Raw genomic sequence first — 21,438 nt, 5'->3', positions numbered from 1 at the left:
CCTTTTTTAAGAAAATCCGTGACAACTATACGGATTTCCCCAAAAGTTGTGGTTTTTGCCTAAACACAAGAAATATAAACAATGCCAAAAGTCCGCAACCTGCCAATCCGACAAACAAGGGCCATACGGTATCCTCAACAAAATTTCCAATATAGTTTGCAATGGGTACTGCCAATACGGTCGAAATAAAACCATTGATAGCTGCCCCTATCCCAGCAATGTGACCAATAGGTTCCATGGCTATGGAACGAAAATTGCCCCATAAAAACCCTAGACAAAAAAATTGAACCGATAAAAAAGCTACCAATACCGGAATACTGGGATTAGGTTTTCCCCAGAAAACAACCATATAGGTCAATGCAATCGCGCAAAAGGCCGTGAGTGCCATTAATGATAATCTACGCATCCCGAATTTTAGTACAAGTGTCCCGTTCAAAAAGGTAGAAAGGCCAATGGAAACGGCCAAGCCGGCAAAAATATACGGGAATTGTTCCGGCAGATCATATTGGTCTTCAAAAACATGTTGCGATGCACTCAAATAGACCAGGAAAGCCCCGGTAATAAAGCCGGAGATAAATGTAAATGCCACCGCTTCCCTATATTTAAAAAACTCTTTGAGCCCACTGGCAAATATGTTCAGTGAAAATGGAATTTTGTATTGGGGCCTCAACGTCTCTCCTTGCCGTTTCCAAAACCAAATACCCACCACGAGGCCAAAGAACAATTGCATGTAAAAAATTCCCTTCCATCCAAAACCGTCCATGATCCATTTTCCTATGGCCGGGGCTATGACGGGGATCAAAATAAAAAAAGCCGTCACGAACGACATTATACGTGCCATATAATCCCCTTTATAGGTATCTCGTATGATAGATATGGCCATAGTTCTCGGTGCGGACAGACCTATACCCTGCAAAATGCGCCCAACGATCATTACTTCCAATGTTGGGGCCAGAACACAAATAATACTTGCTACCGCAAACAATATAAAGCCCAAATAAACAATCGGCTTTCGCCCAAAACTATCCGATAAAGGCCCAAAAAAAAGTTGCCCCACCCCAAGTCCTAAAAAAATCATGGTAATGAGCAACTGATTATCCTTGGCATCAAAGCTGTTTATGGCAATCCCAATATGGGATATAGCCGGTAGAATGGCATCTATGGCCAATGCTACAATAGACATCAAAGATGCCATTAAAGCTATAAATTCAAAATTGGGTTTTGCACTTTCATTTTGCATTCGGCAAAAATAGCTTTTCTAATATCAAGGGCGGTTATGAAAAGTTCATTTTTAGGTTTCGTTATAAAATGATGTTCAAATATGTATTTTTGTTTAAAATTGTTTCATGCTTATAATAGGAATAGCAGGAGGTACAGGTTGTGGAAAGACCACAGTGGTAAATCAGATCATCAATGAGCTGCCCAACGGCGAAGTAGGCGTAATTTCGCAGGACTCCTATTACAATGACCTGTCCCATCTAACCTTGGAAGAACGGCGTCAAACAAATTTTGACCATCCCAATTCCATAGATTTTGACCTGCTGGCCCGGCATTTAAAAGCACTGAAAAGCGGAAAGCCCATTGAACAGCCCGTTTATTCCTTTTTGGAATGTAACCGAACGGACAAGAAGATATCCACAAACCCCTCCAAGGTAATGATCGTTGAAGGAATCCTGATCATGACCAATCCGGAAATACGGAATATGTTCGATATTAAAATATTTGTTCATGCGGATACCGACGAACGATTGATCCGGAGGTTAAAACGGGATGTAAACGAGCGAGGGTGGAACTTGGACGAGACCTTGGAGAAATATCAAACCGTCTTGAAACCCATGCACGATCAGTTCATAGAGCCTACCAAGGAATATGCGGATATTATCATTCCCAATAATAAATACAATACGGTGGCCGTTGAAATCGTAAGGAGTATTATTAACGAAAAATTAGTGGAGTCTTAATGGGATTAAAGAAATTAAAACAAAAAAAATGGTTCAAAATTTTGACCAATATGTATGTATTGGTCTTGAGCGTTTTTGTGGTATGGATGATTTTTTTTGATGCCAATTCCCTTTTAATCCATCTGGAACTAAAAAAAGAAATTAAAAAGCTCGAAAAAACCCAGGATTTTTTAAAAAAGGAAATCGAAAAGGATAAAAAAATCATTAAAAAGCTTTCCGACAAGGAGGAGTTGGAAAAATTTGCACGTGAGGAATATTATCTCAAAAAAAAGAACGAGGAAATTTACCTGATCGAATACGAAGACAGTCTAAAACAATCCAGATAAGGTAGATTCCCTGTGTTTCGATTCTGTTCCGAAAACTTGTAGCAAACATCCAATTAAAGGTTATAAATACCTAATAATTAAAACTTTAACCATTTTTTATGGAAAAGCATTACATTATTCGACCAGTGTTAACAAAATCCTTTTATTAGCCCCATAAATAATTGTATTTTTACAACCTAACTTACTTTATTTATGGGCAAGATAATTGCTATTGCAAACCAAAAAGGAGGCGTTGGAAAAACTACGACAACGGTAAATTTAGCTGCCTCGCTAGGTGTACTGGAGAAGAAGGTTTTGTTGATCGATGCCGATCCGCAAGCGAACGCCACCTCAGGTCTGGGTGTGGATGTCGAGGGAGTGGAATTGGGCACCTATCAACTTCTGGAACACACCAAAATCGCCAAGGAAACCATTATACCCACTACATCGCCAAATGTAGATCTGATTCCCGCACATATCGATCTGGTCGCTATTGAGATCGAACTGGTGGATAAGGACGAACGGGAATATATGATGAAAAAGGCCGTTATAGATCTTAAAAACGAGTATGATTACATTCTTATAGACTGTGCCCCTTCCCTGGGGCTTTTGACCTTAAATGCACTTACAGCATCGGATTCCGTAATTATTCCCATCCAATGTGAATACTTTGCATTGGAAGGTTTGGGAAAATTATTGAACACCATTAAAAGTGTACAACGCATCCATAACCCCAATCTGGATATAGAAGGAATGTTATTGACCATGTACGACTCAAGGCTAAGATTATCAAATCAAGTGGTCGAAGAAGTTCGAAAACACTTTGGGGATATGGTTTTTGACACCATTATTCAGCGTAATGTACGTTTGAGCGAAGCTCCCAGTTATGGTGAAAGCATTATAAAATACGATGCTTCGAGCAAAGGAGCGGCCAATTACCTGAATATGGCCAATGAGGTGGTAAAGAAAAATAAGCAGACCGTTTAATATGGCAAAGGCGACAAAAAAGCAGGCTTTGGGAAGAGGACTTTCCGCACTTCTCAAGGATCCAGAAAACGATATACAATCCGCTTCCGATAAAAATGCCGATAAGGTAGTAGGCAACATTATTGAGTTGGACTTGGAACATATTGAGGTCAACCCTTTTCAGCCAAGGTCCAATTTTAATGACGAGACCTTACAGGAACTGGCCACTTCTATCAAAGAATTGGGGGTAATACAGCCCATAACTGTCCGGAAATTAGGTTTCAACAAGTATCAGTTAGTTTCGGGAGAAAGAAGGTATAGGGCTTCCAAGCTTATCGGTCTGGAGGTCATTCCCGCCTATATACGAATTGCCAATGACCAGGAATCCCTGGAAATGGCCTTGGTAGAGAATATTCAAAGGCAGGATCTAGATCCTATAGAGATTGCACTTTCCTACCAACGGCTGATCGATGAAATTAATTTGACCCAGGAAAAATTAAGTGATCGCGTGGGCAAAAAAAGATCTACCATTGCCAATTATCTGCGTTTGCTAAAATTGGACCCCATTATCCAGACCGGTATGCGAGACGGTTTTTTAAGCATGGGACACGGTAGGGCCCTGGTGAATATCGACAAAAAACAGGATCAGATTTCGCTCTATGAAAAAATTATAAGCCAAAGCTTATCCGTACGGGATACCGAAAATGCCGTAAAGACCTATCATATTGAAAGTAATCCTGTTGAAAAATCAAAAAAGAAAATTGCGAACGTTCAAGGTTTCGTTAAAGAGGGTATCACGGAACTTACAGATCGTTTATCGGTGAAAGTGGATATAAAAGCTACCGATAAGTCCAAAGGTAAAATTACCATTCCGTTTCATTCCGAAGCAGAATTTGAACGTATCAAAAAACTCATTACGGGTGCATAAATTGTTTCGCATACTATTTTTATCCCTTTTTTGCTTTTCTACGGCTTTTTCCCAGGAAGAAGAAACAAAGAAAACGGACAAAGAAACCGATAGCCTTAAAACAACCTTGCGCAATAACGGTGTTATCATGCAAGATTCTTTGTTGAAAAAGAAAAAAGTACATAATCCCCTCGCACCGAGTAAAGCCGCTTTTTATTCTGCGGTAATGCCGGGCCTTGGCCAGATATACAATAAAAGGTATTGGAAACTTCCTATTGTATATGGGGTCATTGGCGGAAGCATTTATGCCTATACCTGGAACAATGATCAATACCAGCGTTTTAGAACCGCTTTTAAAAGACGACAAGCGGGATTTACGGATGATGAGTTTTTTGATATTAATGGTGACAATGCGCCTACGGATCCCCCGGATTTGGATCAGCTCGACTTGGAGAATCAACAAGAACGATTTCAGCGAGATCGGGATCTGTGGTTGGTCATCTCTATTGCCATGTACGCATTGAATATTGTAGATGCCAATGTAGATGCCCATTTAAAGCAATTCAGTATAGACGATGATTTGGGGTTTGATTTTGAACCTTATTTTAATTTAAACCCGGTTACGAACGATCCCAATTACGGAATGGCATTGACCATAAAATTTTAACTATAAACGAACAGGGTCATTTATCCGATGTTGATATATGAAGCTATATTGCCTTGGCCCACTCAAAAAAATAAATTATATATAAATGAAAATTGCACTTTTTGGTTATGGCAAAATGGGTAAAATGATTGAAGGTATCGCCATAGGGCGAGGTCATGAAATTGTTGCCAAAATTGATGTGGATACGGACGAGATCGATTTTTCAGCAATGGATGTCGCCATAGATTTTAGTATGCCGTCGGCAGCCTTCTCCAACATTACCAGTTGTTTTGAGCACCATGTGCCTATCGTTTCGGGCACAACGGGTTGGTTGGATAAATATGATGAAGCGGTACTACGCTGCAAAGAAAACGAAGGTGCTTTTATATATGCCTCAAATTTCAGCCTGGGCGTGAATCTGTTTTTTGAATTGAACGAGCATCTTGCCAAAATGATGCGGAACCTGTCTCAATACAAAGTCGCGATGGAAGAAATACATCATACACAAAAATTGGATGCCCCCAGTGGTACGGCCATAACATTGGCAGAAGGGATCATTGACAATTCCGATTACACGGCATGGGAATTAGAGGAAGGAAATGCCAATAGCATACCCATTACCTCAAAAAGAATAGGAAAAACGCCCGGCACCCATACTATTGACTATTCCAGTACTGTAGATAGTCTGGAAATAAAACATACGGCCCACAATCGTGAAGGGTTTGCTTTGGGTGCGGTAATTGCCGCTGAATGGATCTTTGATAAAAAAGGGGTTTTCACTATGAGAGATGTGTTAAACCTTGGTTAAAAAAAGTAACTATTTTTGCCTTTTGATACCTATGGACAAGCGATCATTCGGTTTATTGACCCATAGATTATAAACAAAATCCAAATAATCAACAAACAACAATATTATGAACGGTACACAATGGATCATTTTTATTCTAATTGTACAAATCATCCATTTTTTAGGCACTTGGAAACTTTACGTAAGAGCAGGTAGAAAGGCCTGGGAAGCGGCAATTCCCATATACAATGCAGTTATTCTCATGCAAATCATCAACAGGCCAAAATGGTGGGTGATATTACTGTTCATTCCCATCATTAACCTATTGATGTTCCCCGTAATCTGGGTGGAGACCATCCGGAGTTTTGGTAGAAACGGTCGGTTAGAGACATGGTTGGTTCTGCTGACCCTTGGTTTTTACATATATTATATAAACTATGCCTTGGACGTCGATCATATTAAGGACCGAAGTTTACAGCCAAAGACAGCGACCGGAGAATGGGTAAGCTCTATAGTTTTTGCCATAGTAGCTGCAACCTTGGTACATACCTATTTTATTCAACCCTATGTGATTCCAACAGGATCATTGGAAAGAACGCTCAGGGTCGGGGATTTTCTCTTTGTCAGCAAATTTCATTACGGTGCCCGGACTCCAATGACGACGGTTGCTGCCCCAATGGTCCATGACACCTTGCCTATTCTTGGTGTACGGTCCTATTTGAACAAGCCCCAACTGCCTTATTTTAGGCTTCCGGGCTTTACTAAGGTAGATCGTAACGATATTGTGGTCTTTAGTTGGCCTGCGGATACCGTTCGTGTTTTCTTCAAAAAAGAAAAAGGGGTTAAAAAACCCATCGATAAAAAATCCAATTATGTAAAACGCTGTGTAGGATTGCCGGGCGATTCCCTGGAGATAAGTGATGGTTATGTTTTTGTCAATGGCAAACAACTGGAACTTCCAGGCAGTGCCAAACCCCAATATGATTATATTATCTATAGTTCAAAAGGAGTATCCTCCAGGCTCTTAAAAAAAATCGGCGTTAATGATTTTACCAGGGTATATAGCACCAAGAACCTGAACCAGGAACAGGCCAATGCGATCAACCCGTATATAATGGGATATAACCAGGGTAATGCAAATGGCCTTATTAAGTTATACACCAAAGGCGAGGGCATTCCCCCAAATGTCATTAAAAAATACCGCCTGGCCCTAACGGAAGAAACAGACAGGCAACGTCCGGCCCCTTTGACCGACGAGATGGTCTCCATCTTAAGAAAAGACACCAGCATAGATTCCGTTGTACGACAAATTATACCAAAAGGCAAAAGAGGTGTGAACCTGTTTCCCCAAAATCCGGATTATCAATGGAACTATAGCCAGATGGGACCTATCTATATTCCTAAGGCGGGAACCACGATTCCCTTAAACCTAAAGGTACTCCCGCTTTACAAAAAAATTATCCGCGATTATGAAGGTAACGACATCAGCGTAAACGGTAATCAAATCAATCTCAATGGGGAACCTGTGGACTCATACACCTTTAAACAAGATTATTATTGGATGATGGGTGACAATAGGGATCATTCAGAAGATAGTCGTGCCTGGGGTTACGTACCCGAAAACCACATTGTAGGAACTCCTATTTTTGTATGGATGAGTTTTGATAATTTTACGAATAGCAGTGGCAGCACCAACAAACCCTGGCAATGGAGACCACGTTGGGACAGGATCTTTACAACTGTTAATGGTGATGGCCAACCCCGGTCCTATTTCAAATACTTCCTGATTCTCCTAGGAGCATATTTTATTGGAAATTGGTTTTGGAAAAGAAAGCGGCATAACTAATATTTTCCGAATGGTTTTATTACATCCTACGTACTTCCCGACCATACAGAGTTTTTCGTTTTTATGTGACAATGAAATTGTCTGGGAAATTCAGGATAATTATCAAAAACAGACCTATCGGAACAGAACACATATCTGTACAGACCGTGGTAAGCATATGTTAAGCATTCCCATTGTTCATGTGGGCAATGAAACAGGAAGACAATTGTACAAAGAGGTGCAACTGGACAATTCCTATAAATGGCAGCGCCAACATTGGCGAACTTTGGAAACGGCCTATAGGACCTCCCCATTTTTTGAGTTTTATGAAGACGATATAAAACCACTTTATGAATCCGGTTTCGAAAAACTGATGGATTTTAATTTTAGGACCATTAAGACTATTTGTGCTTGTCTTCAAACGGATATGCCCAGGGCCAAAACGGAACGCTTTGAAACAAACCCTATTGAGATAAGTGATTTCCGGTTTCTGGTAAATGCTAAAAAAGAGATGGCCAAAAACAATCCGGAGTATATACAGGTCTTTGGTGATAGACACGGTTTTGTTCCCAATCTCAGTATTCTGGATCTGTTGTTCAACTTAGGGCCCAATACCATTACCTATCTTAAGGAAATATCATTAAATCTTAAAGGTGCTTAGATTTTTTCTCCATTACGGTATTCATTTTCTCGTCCCCATTATATTAGCTTTCACCTTTTTCAAAAAGAAAAAATGGGCAGTATTGTTCATTCTCTTAGCAGGAATGCTACTTGATCTAGATCACTTATGGGCAGAACCTATTTTTGACCCCAACAGGTGTAGCATCGGGTTTCATCCGTTGCACAGTTATTGGGCCCTTGGAATCTATTTAGGGATGTTATTTTTTAAAAGGACACGTTTATGGGGCCTCGCCTTTCTAATACACTTATTGGCCGATTTTGTGGACTGCTCATTTATTGGAACCCAGTTTTAACGAAGCCATAACGGGTTCATGGTCGGAAAGTCGTAAATTATAGTTTTTATGGCTTAAAACCTCCATATTGGGATTAGCCAGGATAAAATCGATACGAAGGGGGAAACACCAAAACTTAATGGTCTTACCATAACCGTTGCCCTTTTCGGAAAATGTATCGCTCATATCCCCTTTTATCGTTCGGTAAGCATAAGAGAATTGGGTATTGTTAAAATCACCACAGACTATTTTCCCATAAGGGCAGGAATCGGCATTTTCCCTAAAAAAGGCGACCTGTTCCTGTTGTTTGGAAAAAGAATAGCGCAGGCGTTTAAAAAGTCTGTCCGATTTTTCCCTTTTGATCATTCCGGGCCTTATTCTCAAAGATTCCAAATGAAGGTTATAAATTCGAATGGTATCATTTTCAACTACGATATCCGCATAACCTCCCCCGTTGGATGTCTCGGGGAAATCCAGAAAACCCTTCTTCACCATTGGAAATTTAGAAAGAATTCCCTGTGAGGATTTTCCTTTCCTGTGTTCCAAAAATCTATACGGATAATCTACAAATTCCTTTATTTTTTGAAAACTTATCTCTTGAAAGCATATGACATCGGGTTTTTCGTTATCGATCAAATGTTTTATCTCTTCAAAAACCGTAGGCCTGGCGATATCGTTGCGTTTATTAAAACCCCGTACATTAAAGGACATAACCTTTACATCTTTTTCAATTTTATTTTCTTCTCGGGACCGGCTAAACTCTACAAAAGACCCCAAACTAAAATAACCTATGACCAAGGCGATTACCGAGAACCATAATAGCTTGAATCTTACCATTCCCCAGTACACAACAAAAATTGCATTTAAAATGACCAGTAAAGGAACAGCAAGGCTTAAAAAGGAAAAGCTAGCGGACGGAATATATGGAACAATACAGGCCAAAAGCAAGAACAGGGCAAAAATGGCATTGATCGTATAAACGATTTTATGAAAGAATGATAGTTTTCCCACGACCCTCATTTTTTCTTGCCCGCTTGAAAAAGAAAATCCTTTTCTGCCTTGGATAGGCTTTCATAACCGGATTTACTGATTTTATCCAAGATAGCGTCTACTCTTTTTTGATGGCTTTGCTCGTCATAGCTTGCCTTGCCTTTTGCATTACTTTTTTTTTGTTTCCGATATACCGTCTTTAAAGGGGATTTCTTTTCCGTTCGTTTAAAAAGATTCACAATACCATCCAAAAACCGGGAAAATCCAACACCTATATCCGTACCTTTAAACAGTTGTCTGGCGTACCAATAGCCCAACAAAGCTCCTCCCAAATGTGCCAAATGCCCTCCCGCATTACCACTATAAGGCAACTGGATCAAATCCATGAGTACTACAAAAGCACCGATATACCATAACTTGACATTAAAAAAAATAAGCCGTACCTCCTGGTTGGGAATATAGGTACAAATAAAGATCAAAATAGCATTTGCACCTGCCGAAGCACCTATTAAATAAGCATTTACATTAAAAAAGGCGGGGAATATATTATAGCCCAATATAAAGAAGAGCCCTCCTAGGATAACTCCTAAAAGGTAGACGTTCAAAAAACGTTTGGCATCAAAAAGATTTAAAAATATCCGCCCAACAAAGTAGATCAATAACATGTTCCAAAAGAGATGGCCAAAACTGCCATGAAAAAAGGAGTAGGTGACCAATGACCAGGGCTGCATGAGAAAATCTAAAAAACCCTTGGGGAGTTCAAACCATTGAACAATACCGTTCCTGGAAATTTGCAATAAAAAAGGAACCAATCCATTAATAATGAAAACCAGAACATTAATGGCAATAAGCTTTTCCGCAACATTCAAACGGTTAAACTGATATTTTAAATTTCCCTGTGCCATCCCTTAATCCCATCTATTTTGGTTGAACTGGTTCTTTTTCCAGTACCACATCATTAAAAAACCGAACAAGGCTCCTCCCACATGGGCAAAATGGGCAACATTTGCACCGAAAAAGGTCATTCCTCCAAAAACTCCAGATATTGTTTCATAAGCTAAAATTAAAGGAATAAAGTATTTCGCTTTTATAGGTATTGGGAGAAAAATCAACATTAATTCAGTATTAGGGAATGTCATGCCAAAAGCTACCAATAGTCCCATAACACAACCTGAAGCACCAACCCCTTCTTGAAAAAATAGATTTTTTAAAGTACTCCATTTTGATTCTCCAATTGAATCAATCCAATTCGGCAAATAATCTCCATTTTGCAAAGTTTCAATTACGCCTTGTCTATTATAACCTGAATTTTCCAGTAAATTTAAAATCGAATTAAAATTATAAAAATCAATAACCATCGGAAGGAGAACTGCTCCTAATCCTGCTGAAAAATAGAAAAATAAAAATTTATTTCTTCCCCACATCCGCTCTAATGGACTTCCAAACATAAACAGGCCAAACATATTTGCTAATAAATGCAAAAAAATCCCCTCACTATGCATAAACATATGGGTGATAATTTGCCAAGGCCTAAACAGTGGATTATAAGGGAAATGAAGTCCGAATAAACCGGTCATAACTCCATTATTTCCAACTGTAATAGTAGCAATCCATATAATTACATTAATAATAATTAAATGTTTTACTGTTTCTGTTATTCTCCCCATTTAAATAAATTTTCTTTCAATATCATTTTCGGTAATCGTAATATACGTTGGTTTATTGAACGGACTCAAGGTAGTTTCCTTACAGGCGAACAAGTCGTTCACCAGGCTCATTCGGGACGATTCATCCAAAACCTCCCCGGTCTTGACCGATAATGTCTTCGCCAGGGTCTTCGCCAGCATATCACTTTGGGAAAAACTATCTCCGGGTATTTCCAATTGAAAATCGGCTATCAACTGCTCCATGACCATCTGTACTTCACTTTCGGAAACCAATACCGGAACACCCTTGACCTCTACCCCATCCGTATGTATACGTTCAAACACAAAACCCACGGAATTTAAACTCTCTTTGATCTCTTTTAGAATATGTAGCTCGTTGGTAGAAAAATTCAAGGTCAACGGAAACAATAATTGCTGACTTATCGCTTCTTTTATGGTAATGTTCTTTAAAAAATTTTCATAAAGTACCCGTTGATGTGCCCTACTTTGATTAATGACCACCATACCCGACTTAATCGTGGTAATGATATACTTTTTACGCAGTTGGAAAGTAGTGCCCGGAACATCGGGAGCATCCTTATCCAAATCAAATATGGTGCTGTTCACCGTTTCCGACTCAAATTCGATATTGGAATGCTGTACAGGGGGCGAGTTGACTTCCAGACCTCCGTACAAGTTCTCCCAACCCCTGGCACTGGTTTTGGTATAATTAGTGGTTCCCTTGTTTTTTTGCTTTGCTTCCGTAAACGGATTAAAGGAGGCATCTACCGTTACGTCCGGCATGCGGGCCTCTTTGTCCTTATAATTATAGGGCGTCTCTAAATTTTGATCTTGTTCAAAATCCAGTGCGGGTATTACGTTAAATTGGCCCAGGCTATGTTTTACCGTAGATTTTAATATGGCATATAACGTATGCTCGTCATCAAATTTAACTTCGGTCTTTGTGGGGTGGATATTGATATCAATGGAAGCGGGATCGATCTCTAACCGTAAAAAATAGCCGGGGTGCGTCCCCTGACGTATTAAACCGTCAAAAGCCCCTGCAACGGCATGATGCAGATACGGACTTTTAATAAATCTGTTATTGGCAAAGAAAAATTGCTCCCCCCTGCTCTTTTTCGCAAATTCGGGTCTTACTATAAACCCCGTTACTTTTAGCACCTGGGTCTCTTCCTGGACCGGGACCAATTTTTCATTGGTCTTTCTCCCGAATATGTGAACAATTCTTTTTTTAAAATCAGCAACGGGCAAATTAAAGACCTCACTGCCATTGTTATAAAAGCAAAATGCAATATTAGGGTGTGCCAAGGCCACCCGGTGAAACTCATCCGTAATATGACGTAATTCCACTTGATCGGATTTCAGGAAATTACGCCGGGCGGGGATATTAAAAAAAAGGTTCTTTACCAACAATGAAGTTCCCTTGGGAACCACTGCGACCTCTTGGCTCACGACCTTACTTCCTTCGATTTTTATATGGGTACCCACTTCCTCACCGTCTGTACGGGCCATCATTTCCACATGGGCAATGGCGGCTATAGAAGCCAGGGCCTCACCACGAAAACCCTTGGTATGTAAATTGAACAGGTCTTCCGCTTTTTGGATCTTGGAGGTCGCATGCCTTTCAAAACTGAAGCGGGCATCGGTCTCACTCATCCCCGTACCATTGTCCACTACTTGAATCAAGGTTTTGCCCCCATCCTTAACGATCAACTTTATTTCCGTAGACCTGGCATCTATGGCATTTTCTAAAAGTTCCTTGACCACAGAGGCAGGGCGTTGTACCACCTCTCCCGCAGCTATTTGATTGGCCACATGGTCCGGCAAAAGTCTAATAATATCCGCCATTATTCAGTAAAGAAAATTGAAAGGTCAAAATCAAGGATGTAAAGCGCCAGAAATAGCAAAACAGCAAAAATAACGATTATTCGCAGCTTAAGATTACGGTCTCCTTTACGCTTAGCATCCTCAAAGGCATTGTTAATCTTATTCTTCAACCCTCTTTGTTTATGTAAAGTACTTCTGAATTGATCGAATTTTGGTTCTATCTTATATGGGTTGCCCTTTCCTTGACCATCATAATATCTAGGACTATACTCAAATTGTCTGTTCTTTCGTAAACGTGTTATTTTACTCAACATCCCCATAGATTCAAAGTTACTTAAAATCAAAAAAAGGGCATCAACAGGAATGCCAAAAATTGTTAACAGAAGGCAACAACGAGTTTAAGTTGAAGTCAAAAGTTTCGATAATATCCGATGATGGAATTATAAAAAGTAAAGCTATCTGCCCAATGAGGCCATTTTAATAGCAGCTATAGCGGCTTCCGTACCCTTATTGCCATGTTTACCACCACTGCGATCTATGGCTTGTTGCAGATTATTATCCGTAAGTACGCAGAAAATTACGGGAGTTTCAAAACGCACGTTCAAGTCCTTGATTCCCTGTGCAGCGGCACTACAAACAAAATCAAAATGTTTGGTCTCTCCCTGTATCACACTTCCTATGGCGATAACGGCATCGAACCTTCCCCGTTCGATCATCTTTTTACAACCAAAAACAAGTTCAAAACTTCCGGGAACATCCCATCTAACAATATTAGAAACCAAGGCACCACAATCCAACAAAGCCGTTTCCGCACCTTTAAAAAGCCCCTCCGTGATTTTTGGGTTCCATTCAGAAACAACGATCCCAAACCGAAGGTCTTTCGCATTTGGGATCGTTGTTTTATCGTAAGCGGATAAATTTTTGGTCGAGGTAGCCATTATGTACCGCTTTTTGCCATTCCGATGAAGGCATCTATCGTTTTACCCGCATCAGAAGTTGAAAATTCATCCTTGATCCTTTGGAAATAATCCAAGGCCTTTTCCTTATTTCCCATCTCCAATGCCGTAATTCCGGCCTTATGTAAAAACTTTGGGGTCGTGTATTCATTTGTACTGTGCGCTATGGCGGCCTCGTAATAACCCAACGCATCGGAAGCCTGGTCCAATTGCACAAAGGCATCTCCCAAACCACCTTTGGCCAAAGCTCCGAGTACATCATCGTCAGATTTAAAATCCTCCAGATAATCAATAGCCTCTTGATATTTATTCATATTCAAATAGGCCATCCCAGCGGAATAATTTGCCAAATTAGCCGCTTTGGTACCTTTATACTCATCAATGATATCCAAAAATCCATATTTTCCTTCGGCTCCTTCCAAAGCCAACGTAAACAAGGAATCTTTTGCCGTAGCACTGGTCAAGGCTTGGTCAAAATACTGCTGCGGATAGTACATTTCATTGGCGGCATTGGTCTCCTTGGGCTTTTGTACAAACTGATTGAACGCCAAATATCCCAATACCCCAATAGCGATGACACCTATGACCCCCAAAATATAATTTTGGTTTCGGGAAACCCATTCTTCGGTCTTGGAAGCACTCTCATCCAGTGTACTGAATACTTCTGCCGTTGTACTTTCCTGCTCATCAAACTCCTGGGTTTCAGCCTTTGTTTTGGGCTTAAAACCTCTTTTCTTGTATGTTGCCATAACTTATTTTGTTGGTCGCGCAAAAATAAAGTTTTTATTGAAATCCCATACTCTATTTATTCGTTATTTTTGGATATTTTAAGCTCCTATCAACGCTTTTACACTAAAATTCACGGCGTTTTTCATGATATTAAAGCAACTATCACTCATTAATTATAAGAATTTTGAATCCAAGGATTTGGAGTTCGACGCTAAAATAAATTGCTTTGTAGGTGACAATGGCGTGGGGAAGACCAATATTCTGGATGCCATCTATCACCTGTCCTTTGGCAAGAGTTATTTTAACCCCGTATCTTCCCAAAACATAAAACACAATGCGGATTTCTTTGTAATCGATGGTACTTTCGAGAAGGACGAAAGAACGGAAAAGATTGTTTGCAGCCTAAAACGGAATACCAAAAAAATCATCAAGAGAAACGGCAAACCTTACGAACGGTTCGCCGATCATATAGGTCTGCTCCCCCTGGTCATTATCTCTCCTGCCGACAGGGATCTTATTATTGAGGGAAGCGACACCCGAAGAAAGTTTATGGACGGTGTTATTTCACAATCGGACAAGTCCTATCTTAAAGCCTTGATGAACTATAACAAGGTGCTTGCCCAACGAAATGCCCTGTTAAAATATTTTGCCGTAAACCATACTTTTGAACCTGCCACATTGGAGGTCTATAACAAGCAATTACAAACCTTTGGAAACGAAATCTTTGAAAAGAGAAAAGAATTCGTAACAGCCTTTATTCCCATTTTTCAAGAGCAATACAAGGCTATAACAGGCGATACCGAAAAAGTAGACCTTAGATATGACAGTAAACTGTACAAAGACGATCTATCCGGTCTTTTGGAGAAAAGCTTAGAAAAAGACAGGGCCGTACAATATACCAGTGTGGGTATTCATAAAGATGACCTCAGTTTTAAGATCAAGGAATATCCCATAAAAAAATTTGGGAGTCAGGGGCAGCAAAAATCTTTTTTGATCGCCTTAAAATTCGCACAGTTCCACTTTATGAAAGAACAATCCAATACCACACCCATTTTAATCCTGGACGATATCTTTGATAAACTCGATGAAAACCGAGTGGCGCATATTGTCGCTTTGGTGGACGATTCCAATTTTGGGCAGATATTTGTGAGCGATACCCATGCGGAACGTACCGAAAATGTGGTAAAAAAAATACATCAGACCTATAAAATATTTAAATTGTAGTATGCGGATCGCCAACTTGTTCTTAGTTTTACTATGTGTCGCCTGCACAAACTCCATTACCGAAAACGATTTACGGTTGTTAAACGGGTATTGGGAGATTTCGGAAGTTGAATTTCCCAACGGACAAAAGAAGGTCTATAAGGTCAATATGAATATTGATTTCATTAAAATTGATTCGTTAAAAGGATTCCGAAAAAAAGTCAATCCAAAGTTCAATGGTAATTTTGAGACTTCGGACGATGCGGAACCTTTCATCATATTAAAAGAAGAAAATATTTTTATCATGCATTATAAAAATGACCTGAGTGCATGGAGGGAGGTCATTCAAGAAATATCCGAATCATCATTTTCGGTAAAAAACAATGATAATATCATATACCATTATAAACGATACGAACCCCTTAAAATAACACCCTGATGGCAAAAAGGGAAAATGATGATCTTTCCATGAAAGAAGTGCTTTCCGCCTTCATTCAGAAAAATAAGTTGCAGCAGGGCATCAATAAGGTAGATGCCAAAACGGCCTGGATAAATCTTATGGGGAACGGTGTAAACAGCTATACGACCGCTGTAGAGCTTAAGGGGGATACCTTGTTCGTTTCGCTATCGTCCTCCGTTCTGCGAGAAGAACTAAGTCTGGGAAAAACCAAGATCATAACGATGCTCAATGAAGAATTGGGCAAGGTCCTGGTCAAGAAATTGGTATTGCGATAAAAAAAGCCCGTCAGGTTTTAAAACCTGACGGGCTTTTTAAATTATGTGGCAAACCGAGAAAACTAATAGATCTCTCTACCGGAAAAATGAAAAGCACCTTCAATAGCGGCATTTTCATCGCTATCCGAACCATGTACCGCGTTTTCTCCTATATCTTTAGCAAACAATTTTCGAATGGTTCCCTCTGCCGCTTCTGCCGGATTTGTGGAACCGATCAATGCACGAAAATCTTCAACGGCATTATCTTTTTCCAAAATGACCGACACAATAGGCCCCCTGGTCATAAACTGTACCAATTCCCCAAAAAATGGACGTTCTCTGTGAATCGCATAAAACTCCTCGGCGTCCCTTCTGCTCAATTGTGTATATTTCATAGCAACGATCTTAAACCCTGCAGCGGTAATCTTTTCCAAAATAGCCCCAATATGACCATTTTCGACCGCATCTGGTTTAATCATCGTAAAAGTTCTGTTTGCACCCATGTTTCAAAATTTTGCGCAAAAATACGGTTTTCCCTACAACAAACAATTTTTAATGCTATTGTTCCTATATAAGCACAACGGCATTACCATCACAAAATATTCCAAAATAATTTTAATCCGACAAAAATCGATGATAACGAACTCATTTAAAACAAGTCGCAAAAATGATTTAAACCGTTCCCAAGAAGCAATGAAAACATAAACTCCCGGGAAAAACCCGAGGAATTATATTAGATTAAATTGTATCTTTGCGCCCATGAATTTTGAGCATATCAATGCACTTAAGGAGCTACTTTCATCACCTAAGAAAATAGTAGTCATACCCCATAAAAACCCTGATGGCGATGCCATAGGATCCACATTGGCACTTTGGCATTATCTGAATATAAAGGGCCATAAAGCTGTTATTGTTTCTCCCAATGATTTTCCAAAGTTTCTAAAATGGATGCCCGGAGCAAATCAAATATTGAATTTTGAAAATAAAAATTCGATATGCAAAAAAAAACTGGAAGAAGCGGACATTATTTTCACCTTGGACTTTAACCATTTGGGCCGCGTGGGCCAAATGACCAAAACACTGGAAGCTCTGGATACCGCCTTTGTCATGGTGGATCATCACCAAGAACCGTCGGATTATGCCCAAATCATGTTTTCCGATGTAAATATGAGTTCTACTTGCGAAATGGTATATCATCTCATATCCAATTTGGGAGATGCGGACCTGATCGATCATCAAATGGCAAATTGTATATATACCGGTATTATGACGGATACCGGTTCGTTTAAATTTAGGGGCACCACCGGTACTACACACAGGGTAATTGCCGATTTAATAGATAAAGGTGCCGAGGGGACCGAAATACATCACCGGATCTACGATACCAATGCACCGAGCAGATTGCATCTTTTGGGCCGTGCATTGAACAATATGGTCATTCTTAAGGAATTCAATACGGCCTATATTACATTGAGCCAAGAGGAACTGGACAACTATAACTATGTGAAGGGAGATACGGAAGGTTTTGTAAATTATGGTCTTACCCTAGAGGGGGTCCGATTTGCGGTCATATTCATTGAAAATAAGGAAGAGGGCATTCTAAAGATATCCTTCAGGTCCGTAGGCGATTTTTCCGTGAACGATTTTGCCCGGAAACATTTTGAAGGCGGCGGGCATACTAATGCGGCAGGTGGAAAAAGTGAAAAATCCATTCCAGAGACCACCTCGTATTTTTTATCGTTATTACCGCAATATAAGAAGTTATTGAACGCATGAGAAACGGTCTTCTTTTTCTTTTGATCCTAAACCTATGGAACTGTAACGGCCCGGAACCCAGAAGACCGGTCCGGACCAAGAGCGGGAGTTTTTTCAAGGAATCCATTGAAAGGAGCAAAAGGCTTTTAGAAGCCGAGGAAAAGAAAATCCAGGAAATTGTCCGACTGGACTCTCTAAAGGATTACACCCATAGCTCCACCGGTTCATGGTATCATTACCATACCGTGAACGAAACCGCTACATATACCCCAAAAACGGGTGACCTGGTCATTATGGACTATAATATCCTAACATTGGACAACGACACCATTTATTCAAAGGAAACTATAGGCATAGTCAACTATAAGGTAGACAGGCAAGAACTGTTTCAAGGACTAAGGGAGGCCGTAAAATTATTAAAGGAAGGGGAGAAAGCCACATTTTTATTTCCTTCGTCCATGGCATATGGCTATCATGGGGACAATAATAAAATTGGGGGCAATGTTCCCTTAAAATCGACTATATCCATTTTAAAAATAGAAAAACAAGAACCTAACACAGAAAATTAAATTGATTATGATAAAAAGAATGTACCTCATTTCCCTGATCGCCTTGGCAATGGCCAGTTGTAAAACGAGTCAGCGTGCCGATTTGGGCGATGGCCTTTTTGCAGATATCAAAACGACCAAAGGGGATGTCATTGTTAAGCTGGAATATGAAAAAACACCCGTTACCGTCGCCAATTTTATTTCCCTAGCGGAGGGGGAAAATCCTTTTGTGAGCGAACAGTATAAAGGAAAAAAATATTATGATGGCATTATTTTTCATAGGGTAATCAAAGATTTTATGATCCAAGGTGGTGATCCAACGGGAACAGGAAGCGGAAGCCCCGGCTATAAATTCATGGACGAATTCAATGATTCTTTGATACACGACAAAAAAGGTATTCTGTCCATGGCCAATTCAGGCCCTACTACGAATGGAAGCCAATTTTTTATAACTCACAAACCAACTCCATGGTTAAACGGTAAGCATACGGTTTTTGGCGAAGTTATAGAAGGCTTGAATGTAGTGGATTCTATTGCAAATACAAAAGTGGGAGTTAGAGACATGCCTACGGATAGCATAAGTATGAAAACCATTGAGATCATACGCAATGGAAAAGCGGCCAGAAAATTTGATGCGGTACAGATAATGACCGATTATTTTGCGAACGAAGAAGATCGATTGGCGGCAATAGAAAAAGAAAAAGCGGAAAAACTGGCCAAGGTAAATAAAATGAAGGCGGGGTTCGCTACAACTTTGGCAACGCAAAAAGAAACAGCAAAAGCTTTGCCATCAGGTTTAAAAATGGTGGTCCTGAACGAAGGTACGGACCAAAAACCAAAAATTGGACAAAAGATAAATGTTATGTACGCCGGATATTTGGAAGATGGTACTCTATTCGATACCAATTATAGTGAAATAGCGGAAAAATATCAGAGGTTAAAAGAGATTACCAGAATGCACCGTGGCAGTTTGGATCCAATGTCCTTGACCTATAGTCCCGACATGCCCATGATTCCAGGTTTTAAAGAAGCGATTCTCACTATGGAAGTGGGCGATAAAGCACGGTTTTATATTCCCCCACACCTGGGTTATGGAGAACAAGGCGGCGGCCCTATTCCCCCAAATGCCAACTTGGTCTTTGATATAGAAATTACGGGAATTACAGAGTAATTTTCCTTTTTAAGGATACGAGCCCGCTTGATTTACAAGCGGGTTTTTTTGCACGTTACTTTTTTGGTGTTTGCTGTAAAACAGCCAATAAAAAGCGCCAAAATTTTTGGACCGATGAAATACTTATCCGCTCATCGGGAGAATGTGCCCCCATAATGGTGGGGCCAAAGCTGACCATATCCATATCCGGATAATTTTGTCCCAAAATACCACATTCCAAACCTGCATGACAGGCAATCACTTTGGGCGATTCCTTGAATAAATCCGTATAGACTTTTTTGGTAATATTCAATATTTCAGAATCGGTGTTGGGATTCCATCCAGGATATGAACCACTAAAGGATACTTTAAAATTAGCCAGTTCAAAAACTGATTTTAGGGCATGGGCCTGATCTATTTTAGCGGATTCGACCGAAGATCGTGTTAAACAGCCTATTCGTATTTCACCCTTCCTGACCTCAACCTTTGCAATATTGTTTGAAGTCTCTACCAAATCCGGAATAGAAGCACTCATAGCATAAACACCATTATGGGCCGCCAGAATAGCCTTTATCGTTTTAGATTGGACATCAGGTTCCATAACTTTTTCAGAAGCTTTACAGGGAGAAATAGTAATGCTCAATGCCGGCTCCATAGTCCTTAGTTCCGACTTAATCTCATGGGCCGTTTTTTTAAAAGCCTCTAAAAATGGGGATTCCAGGGTTTTATATATATTCATGCTACACCAGCTTTCCCGGGGAATGGCATTGCGCAGACCGCCACCTTCCAAAACGGCAATACGCATATTGTACGCCAGGCCAACATAAAGTAAACGGTTCATTATTTTATTGGCATTGCCCAGGCCTTTATGAATATCTATTCCACTATGCCCTCCATTAAGGCCCTTTACGGTAATCTCAAATCCAATATCCCCTTGCTCCCGGGGTTTTTCATCATAACTCCTTTCAGCCGTAACATCGATCCCACCGGCACAACCAATATCTATTTCGTCATCTTCCTCCGTATCCAGATTCAACAGTATCTCCCCTTGAAGAACTCCTTCTTTTAGTCCAAATGCCCCGGTCATACCCGTTTCTTCATCAATAGTGAATAAGGCTTCCAAGGGCGGGTGGGGAATATCCGTTTGCTGCAACAGGGCCATGATGGCCGCTACGCCCATCCCGTTGTCCGCTCCTAATGTGGTTCCTTTGGCCCTTACCCAATCGCCATCCACATACATGGATATCCCTTGGGTATCAAAATCAAAATCGACTGTCGCATTTTTTTGATGTACCATATCCAAATGGGATTGCAACGTCACCATTTTTCTGTCCTCCATCCCTTTACTGGCGGGTTTTCGAATAATTACGTTTCCAACGGTATCGGTGAAGGTCTCCAGCCCGAGCGACCTGCCAAAACCCATCATAAAAGCGATTACACGGCCCTCTTTTTTTGAGGGTCTGGGCACTGCATTCAAATCAGTAAAATTTGTCCAGACCACCTTTGGTTCCAACTCTTTTATTTCCTTATTCATTAGGGTCTATTTATA

General features: G+C 40.2%; 25 protein-coding genes. 15 read left to right on the top strand and 10 right to left on the bottom strand.

Going from position 1 to position 21,438, the window contains the following annotated elements:
- Nucleotides 1–25 precede the first annotated feature (25 nt).
- Nucleotides 26–1,240 carry a multidrug effflux MFS transporter gene (locus ACKWB9_RS11190; protein WP_414003102.1) on the bottom strand — a complete coding sequence of 405 codons (1,215 nt, stop codon included), beginning with the start codon at nucleotides 1,238–1,240 and terminating at the stop codon, nucleotides 26–28.
- A 106-nt stretch (nucleotides 1,241–1,346) separates the two neighbouring features.
- Between ACKWB9_RS11190 and udk the strand changes: the two genes are divergently transcribed.
- The 9 genes from udk to ACKWB9_RS11145 all read left to right on the top strand — a co-directional run bounded on the left by udk (nucleotide 1,347) and on the right by ACKWB9_RS11145 (nucleotide 8,371).
- Nucleotides 1,347–1,961, top strand: coding sequence for a uridine kinase (gene udk / locus ACKWB9_RS11185; protein WP_414003101.1), 615 nt, complete (start codon nucleotides 1,347–1,349; stop codon nucleotides 1,959–1,961).
- Entirely contained in the window at nucleotides 1,961–2,287 is a 327-nt protein-coding gene (locus ACKWB9_RS11180) for a septum formation initiator family protein (protein ID WP_414003100.1), read from the top strand. Before udk ends, ACKWB9_RS11180 begins: the two co-directional genes overlap by 1 nt.
- 192 nt (nucleotides 2,288–2,479) lie before the next feature.
- Nucleotides 2,480–3,253: a ParA family protein gene (locus ACKWB9_RS11175; protein ID WP_414003099.1), complete on the top strand. Its 774-nt coding sequence runs from the start codon at nucleotides 2,480–2,482 to the stop codon at nucleotides 3,251–3,253.
- A 1-nt stretch (nucleotide 3,254) separates the two neighbouring features.
- Entirely contained in the window at nucleotides 3,255–4,160 is a 906-nt protein-coding gene (locus ACKWB9_RS11170; RefSeq protein ID WP_414003098.1) for a ParB/RepB/Spo0J family partition protein, read from the top strand.
- Entirely contained in the window at nucleotides 4,153–4,806 is a 654-nt protein-coding gene (locus ACKWB9_RS11165; RefSeq protein ID WP_414003097.1) for a DUF5683 domain-containing protein, read from the top strand. Before ACKWB9_RS11170 ends, ACKWB9_RS11165 begins: the two co-directional genes overlap by 8 nt.
- A gap of 85 nt (nucleotides 4,807–4,891) precedes the next feature.
- Complete coding sequence (gene dapB, locus ACKWB9_RS11160; RefSeq protein ID WP_414003096.1) at nucleotides 4,892–5,593, top strand: 4-hydroxy-tetrahydrodipicolinate reductase; 702 nt, start codon at nucleotides 4,892–4,894, stop codon at nucleotides 5,591–5,593.
- 106 nt (nucleotides 5,594–5,699) lie between these two features.
- Nucleotides 5,700–7,418 (top strand): signal peptidase I, encoded by a 1,719-nt coding sequence (gene lepB, locus ACKWB9_RS11155; protein WP_414003095.1) that lies wholly within the window; start codon nucleotides 5,700–5,702, stop codon nucleotides 7,416–7,418.
- A gap of 10 nt (nucleotides 7,419–7,428) precedes the next feature.
- Complete coding sequence (locus ACKWB9_RS11150) at nucleotides 7,429–8,058, top strand: WbqC family protein (protein WP_414003094.1); 630 nt, start codon at nucleotides 7,429–7,431, stop codon at nucleotides 8,056–8,058.
- Nucleotides 8,051–8,371: a DUF6122 family protein gene (locus ACKWB9_RS11145; RefSeq protein ID WP_414003093.1), complete on the top strand. Its 321-nt coding sequence runs from the start codon at nucleotides 8,051–8,053 to the stop codon at nucleotides 8,369–8,371. The genes ACKWB9_RS11150 and ACKWB9_RS11145 overlap by 8 nt, the downstream gene beginning before the upstream one ends.
- On the opposite strand, the gene ACKWB9_RS11140 is transcribed toward ACKWB9_RS11145, so the two are convergent.
- The 7 genes from ACKWB9_RS11140 to ACKWB9_RS11110 form a co-directional block, all read right to left on the bottom strand.
- On the bottom strand, nucleotides 8,348–9,361 hold the full coding sequence (locus ACKWB9_RS11140; protein ID WP_414003092.1) for an endonuclease/exonuclease/phosphatase family protein: 1,014 nt from the start codon (nucleotides 9,359–9,361) through the stop codon (nucleotides 8,348–8,350). The genes ACKWB9_RS11145 and ACKWB9_RS11140 overlap by 24 nt on opposite strands.
- 5 nt (nucleotides 9,362–9,366) lie before the next feature.
- Nucleotides 9,367–10,245, bottom strand: a complete 879-nt coding sequence (locus tag ACKWB9_RS11135; protein ID WP_414003091.1) for a rhomboid family intramembrane serine protease — start codon at nucleotides 10,243–10,245, stop codon at nucleotides 9,367–9,369.
- A gap of 3 nt (nucleotides 10,246–10,248) precedes the next feature.
- Nucleotides 10,249–11,007: a rhomboid family intramembrane serine protease gene (locus ACKWB9_RS11130; protein WP_414003090.1), complete on the bottom strand. Its 759-nt coding sequence runs from the start codon at nucleotides 11,005–11,007 to the stop codon at nucleotides 10,249–10,251.
- Nucleotides 11,008–12,855 carry a DNA mismatch repair endonuclease MutL gene (gene mutL, locus ACKWB9_RS11125; protein WP_414003089.1) on the bottom strand — a complete coding sequence of 616 codons (1,848 nt, stop codon included), beginning with the start codon at nucleotides 12,853–12,855 and terminating at the stop codon, nucleotides 11,008–11,010. It lies immediately after the preceding gene.
- Nucleotides 12,855–13,148: a riboflavin synthase subunit beta gene (locus tag ACKWB9_RS11120; protein WP_414003088.1), complete on the bottom strand. Its 294-nt coding sequence runs from the start codon at nucleotides 13,146–13,148 to the stop codon at nucleotides 12,855–12,857. The genes mutL and ACKWB9_RS11120 overlap by 1 nt, the downstream gene beginning before the upstream one ends.
- Before the next feature lie 141 nt (nucleotides 13,149–13,289).
- Nucleotides 13,290–13,772 carry a 6,7-dimethyl-8-ribityllumazine synthase gene (gene ribH / locus ACKWB9_RS11115; RefSeq protein ID WP_414003087.1) on the bottom strand — a complete coding sequence of 161 codons (483 nt, stop codon included), beginning with the start codon at nucleotides 13,770–13,772 and terminating at the stop codon, nucleotides 13,290–13,292.
- The gene (locus tag ACKWB9_RS11110) at nucleotides 13,772–14,539 is read right to left on the bottom strand and encodes a tetratricopeptide repeat protein (protein ID WP_414003086.1); all 768 of its coding nucleotides are present in this window, start codon (nucleotides 14,537–14,539) and stop codon (nucleotides 13,772–13,774) included. The genes ribH and ACKWB9_RS11110 overlap by 1 nt, the downstream gene beginning before the upstream one ends.
- A 124-nt stretch (nucleotides 14,540–14,663) precedes the next feature.
- Here ACKWB9_RS11110 and recF point away from each other — a divergent pair, with 124 nt between their 5' ends.
- From recF to ACKWB9_RS11095, 3 genes are read left to right on the top strand one after another with little or no spacing between them, the layout of a single operon-like run.
- Entirely contained in the window at nucleotides 14,664–15,743 is a 1,080-nt protein-coding gene (recF, locus tag ACKWB9_RS11105) for a DNA replication/repair protein RecF (protein WP_414003085.1), read from the top strand.
- 1 nt (nucleotide 15,744) lies between these two features.
- Nucleotides 15,745–16,161: a hypothetical protein gene (locus ACKWB9_RS11100; RefSeq protein ID WP_414003084.1), complete on the top strand. Its 417-nt coding sequence runs from the start codon at nucleotides 15,745–15,747 to the stop codon at nucleotides 16,159–16,161.
- Nucleotides 16,161–16,457, top strand: a complete 297-nt coding sequence (locus tag ACKWB9_RS11095; protein ID WP_414003083.1) for a DciA family protein — start codon at nucleotides 16,161–16,163, stop codon at nucleotides 16,455–16,457. The genes ACKWB9_RS11100 and ACKWB9_RS11095 overlap by 1 nt, the downstream gene beginning before the upstream one ends.
- Before the next feature lie 62 nt (nucleotides 16,458–16,519).
- Here ACKWB9_RS11095 and ACKWB9_RS11090 read toward each other — a convergent pair whose 3' ends face one another.
- Entirely contained in the window at nucleotides 16,520–16,939 is a 420-nt protein-coding gene (locus ACKWB9_RS11090; RefSeq protein WP_414003082.1) for a nucleoside-diphosphate kinase, read from the bottom strand.
- Between the two features lie 256 nt (nucleotides 16,940–17,195).
- On the opposite strand from ACKWB9_RS11090, the gene ACKWB9_RS11085 reads away from it, so the two are divergent.
- The 3 genes from ACKWB9_RS11085 to ACKWB9_RS11075 are packed head-to-tail and all read left to right on the top strand — an operon-like array spanning nucleotide 17,196 to nucleotide 19,910.
- Nucleotides 17,196–18,212 (top strand): DHH family phosphoesterase, encoded by a 1,017-nt coding sequence (locus ACKWB9_RS11085; protein WP_414003081.1) that lies wholly within the window; start codon nucleotides 17,196–17,198, stop codon nucleotides 18,210–18,212.
- The gene (gene gldI, locus ACKWB9_RS11080; RefSeq protein ID WP_414003080.1) at nucleotides 18,209–18,760 is read left to right on the top strand and encodes a gliding motility-associated peptidyl-prolyl isomerase GldI; all 552 of its coding nucleotides are present in this window, start codon (nucleotides 18,209–18,211) and stop codon (nucleotides 18,758–18,760) included. Before ACKWB9_RS11085 ends, gldI begins: the two co-directional genes overlap by 4 nt.
- Before the next feature lie 10 nt (nucleotides 18,761–18,770).
- The gene (locus tag ACKWB9_RS11075; protein WP_414003209.1) at nucleotides 18,771–19,910 is read left to right on the top strand and encodes a peptidylprolyl isomerase; all 1,140 of its coding nucleotides are present in this window, start codon (nucleotides 18,771–18,773) and stop codon (nucleotides 19,908–19,910) included.
- Nucleotides 19,911–19,965: 55 nt separating this feature from the next.
- Here ACKWB9_RS11075 and ACKWB9_RS11070 read toward each other — a convergent pair whose 3' ends face one another.
- On the bottom strand, nucleotides 19,966–21,423 hold the full coding sequence (locus tag ACKWB9_RS11070; RefSeq protein WP_414003079.1) for an aminoacyl-histidine dipeptidase: 1,458 nt from the start codon (nucleotides 21,421–21,423) through the stop codon (nucleotides 19,966–19,968).
- Between the last annotated feature and the right edge of the window lie 15 nt (nucleotides 21,424–21,438).

Source organism: Maribacter spongiae (assembly GCF_047345125.1).
Classification (GTDB): domain Bacteria; phylum Bacteroidota; class Bacteroidia; order Flavobacteriales; family Flavobacteriaceae; genus Maribacter.
This window is presented reverse-complemented; position numbering and strand designations above follow the sequence as displayed.

Excerpts from the sequence above, each read along its gene's own strand:
- ACKWB9_RS11190 (WP_414003102.1), bottom strand. The coding sequence starts at position 1,240 with ATGCAAAATGAAAGTGCAAAACCCAATTTTGAATTTATAGCTTTAATG.
- udk (WP_414003101.1), top strand. The coding sequence starts at position 1,347 with ATGCTTATAATAGGAATAGCAGGAGGTACAGGTTGTGGAAAGACCACA.
- ACKWB9_RS11180 (WP_414003100.1), top strand. The coding sequence starts at position 1,961 with ATGGGATTAAAGAAATTAAAACAAAAAAAATGGTTCAAAATTTTGACC.
- ACKWB9_RS11175 (WP_414003099.1), top strand. The coding sequence starts at position 2,480 with ATGGGCAAGATAATTGCTATTGCAAACCAAAAAGGAGGCGTTGGAAAA.
- ACKWB9_RS11170 (WP_414003098.1), top strand. The coding sequence starts at position 3,255 with ATGGCAAAGGCGACAAAAAAGCAGGCTTTGGGAAGAGGACTTTCCGCA.
- dapB (WP_414003096.1), top strand. The coding sequence starts at position 4,892 with ATGAAAATTGCACTTTTTGGTTATGGCAAAATGGGTAAAATGATTGAA.
- lepB (WP_414003095.1), top strand. The coding sequence starts at position 5,700 with ATGAACGGTACACAATGGATCATTTTTATTCTAATTGTACAAATCATC.
- ACKWB9_RS11150 (WP_414003094.1), top strand. The coding sequence starts at position 7,429 with ATGGTTTTATTACATCCTACGTACTTCCCGACCATACAGAGTTTTTCG.
- ACKWB9_RS11135 (WP_414003091.1), bottom strand. The coding sequence starts at position 10,245 with ATGGCACAGGGAAATTTAAAATATCAGTTTAACCGTTTGAATGTTGCG.
- ACKWB9_RS11130 (WP_414003090.1), bottom strand. The coding sequence starts at position 11,007 with ATGGGGAGAATAACAGAAACAGTAAAACATTTAATTATTATTAATGTA.
- mutL (WP_414003089.1), bottom strand. The coding sequence starts at position 12,855 with ATGGCGGATATTATTAGACTTTTGCCGGACCATGTGGCCAATCAAATA.
- ACKWB9_RS11120 (WP_414003088.1), bottom strand. The coding sequence starts at position 13,148 with ATGTTGAGTAAAATAACACGTTTACGAAAGAACAGACAATTTGAGTAT.
- ribH (WP_414003087.1), bottom strand. The coding sequence starts at position 13,772 with ATGGCTACCTCGACCAAAAATTTATCCGCTTACGATAAAACAACGATC.
- ACKWB9_RS11110 (WP_414003086.1), bottom strand. The coding sequence starts at position 14,539 with ATGGCAACATACAAGAAAAGAGGTTTTAAGCCCAAAACAAAGGCTGAA.
- recF (WP_414003085.1), top strand. The coding sequence starts at position 14,664 with ATGATATTAAAGCAACTATCACTCATTAATTATAAGAATTTTGAATCC.
- ACKWB9_RS11100 (WP_414003084.1), top strand. The coding sequence starts at position 15,745 with ATGCGGATCGCCAACTTGTTCTTAGTTTTACTATGTGTCGCCTGCACA.
- ACKWB9_RS11095 (WP_414003083.1), top strand. The coding sequence starts at position 16,161 with ATGGCAAAAAGGGAAAATGATGATCTTTCCATGAAAGAAGTGCTTTCC.
- ACKWB9_RS11090 (WP_414003082.1), bottom strand. The coding sequence starts at position 16,939 with ATGGGTGCAAACAGAACTTTTACGATGATTAAACCAGATGCGGTCGAA.
- ACKWB9_RS11085 (WP_414003081.1), top strand. The coding sequence starts at position 17,196 with ATGAATTTTGAGCATATCAATGCACTTAAGGAGCTACTTTCATCACCT.
- gldI (WP_414003080.1), top strand. The coding sequence starts at position 18,209 with ATGAGAAACGGTCTTCTTTTTCTTTTGATCCTAAACCTATGGAACTGT.
- ACKWB9_RS11070 (WP_414003079.1), bottom strand. The coding sequence starts at position 21,423 with ATGAATAAGGAAATAAAAGAGTTGGAACCAAAGGTGGTCTGGACAAAT.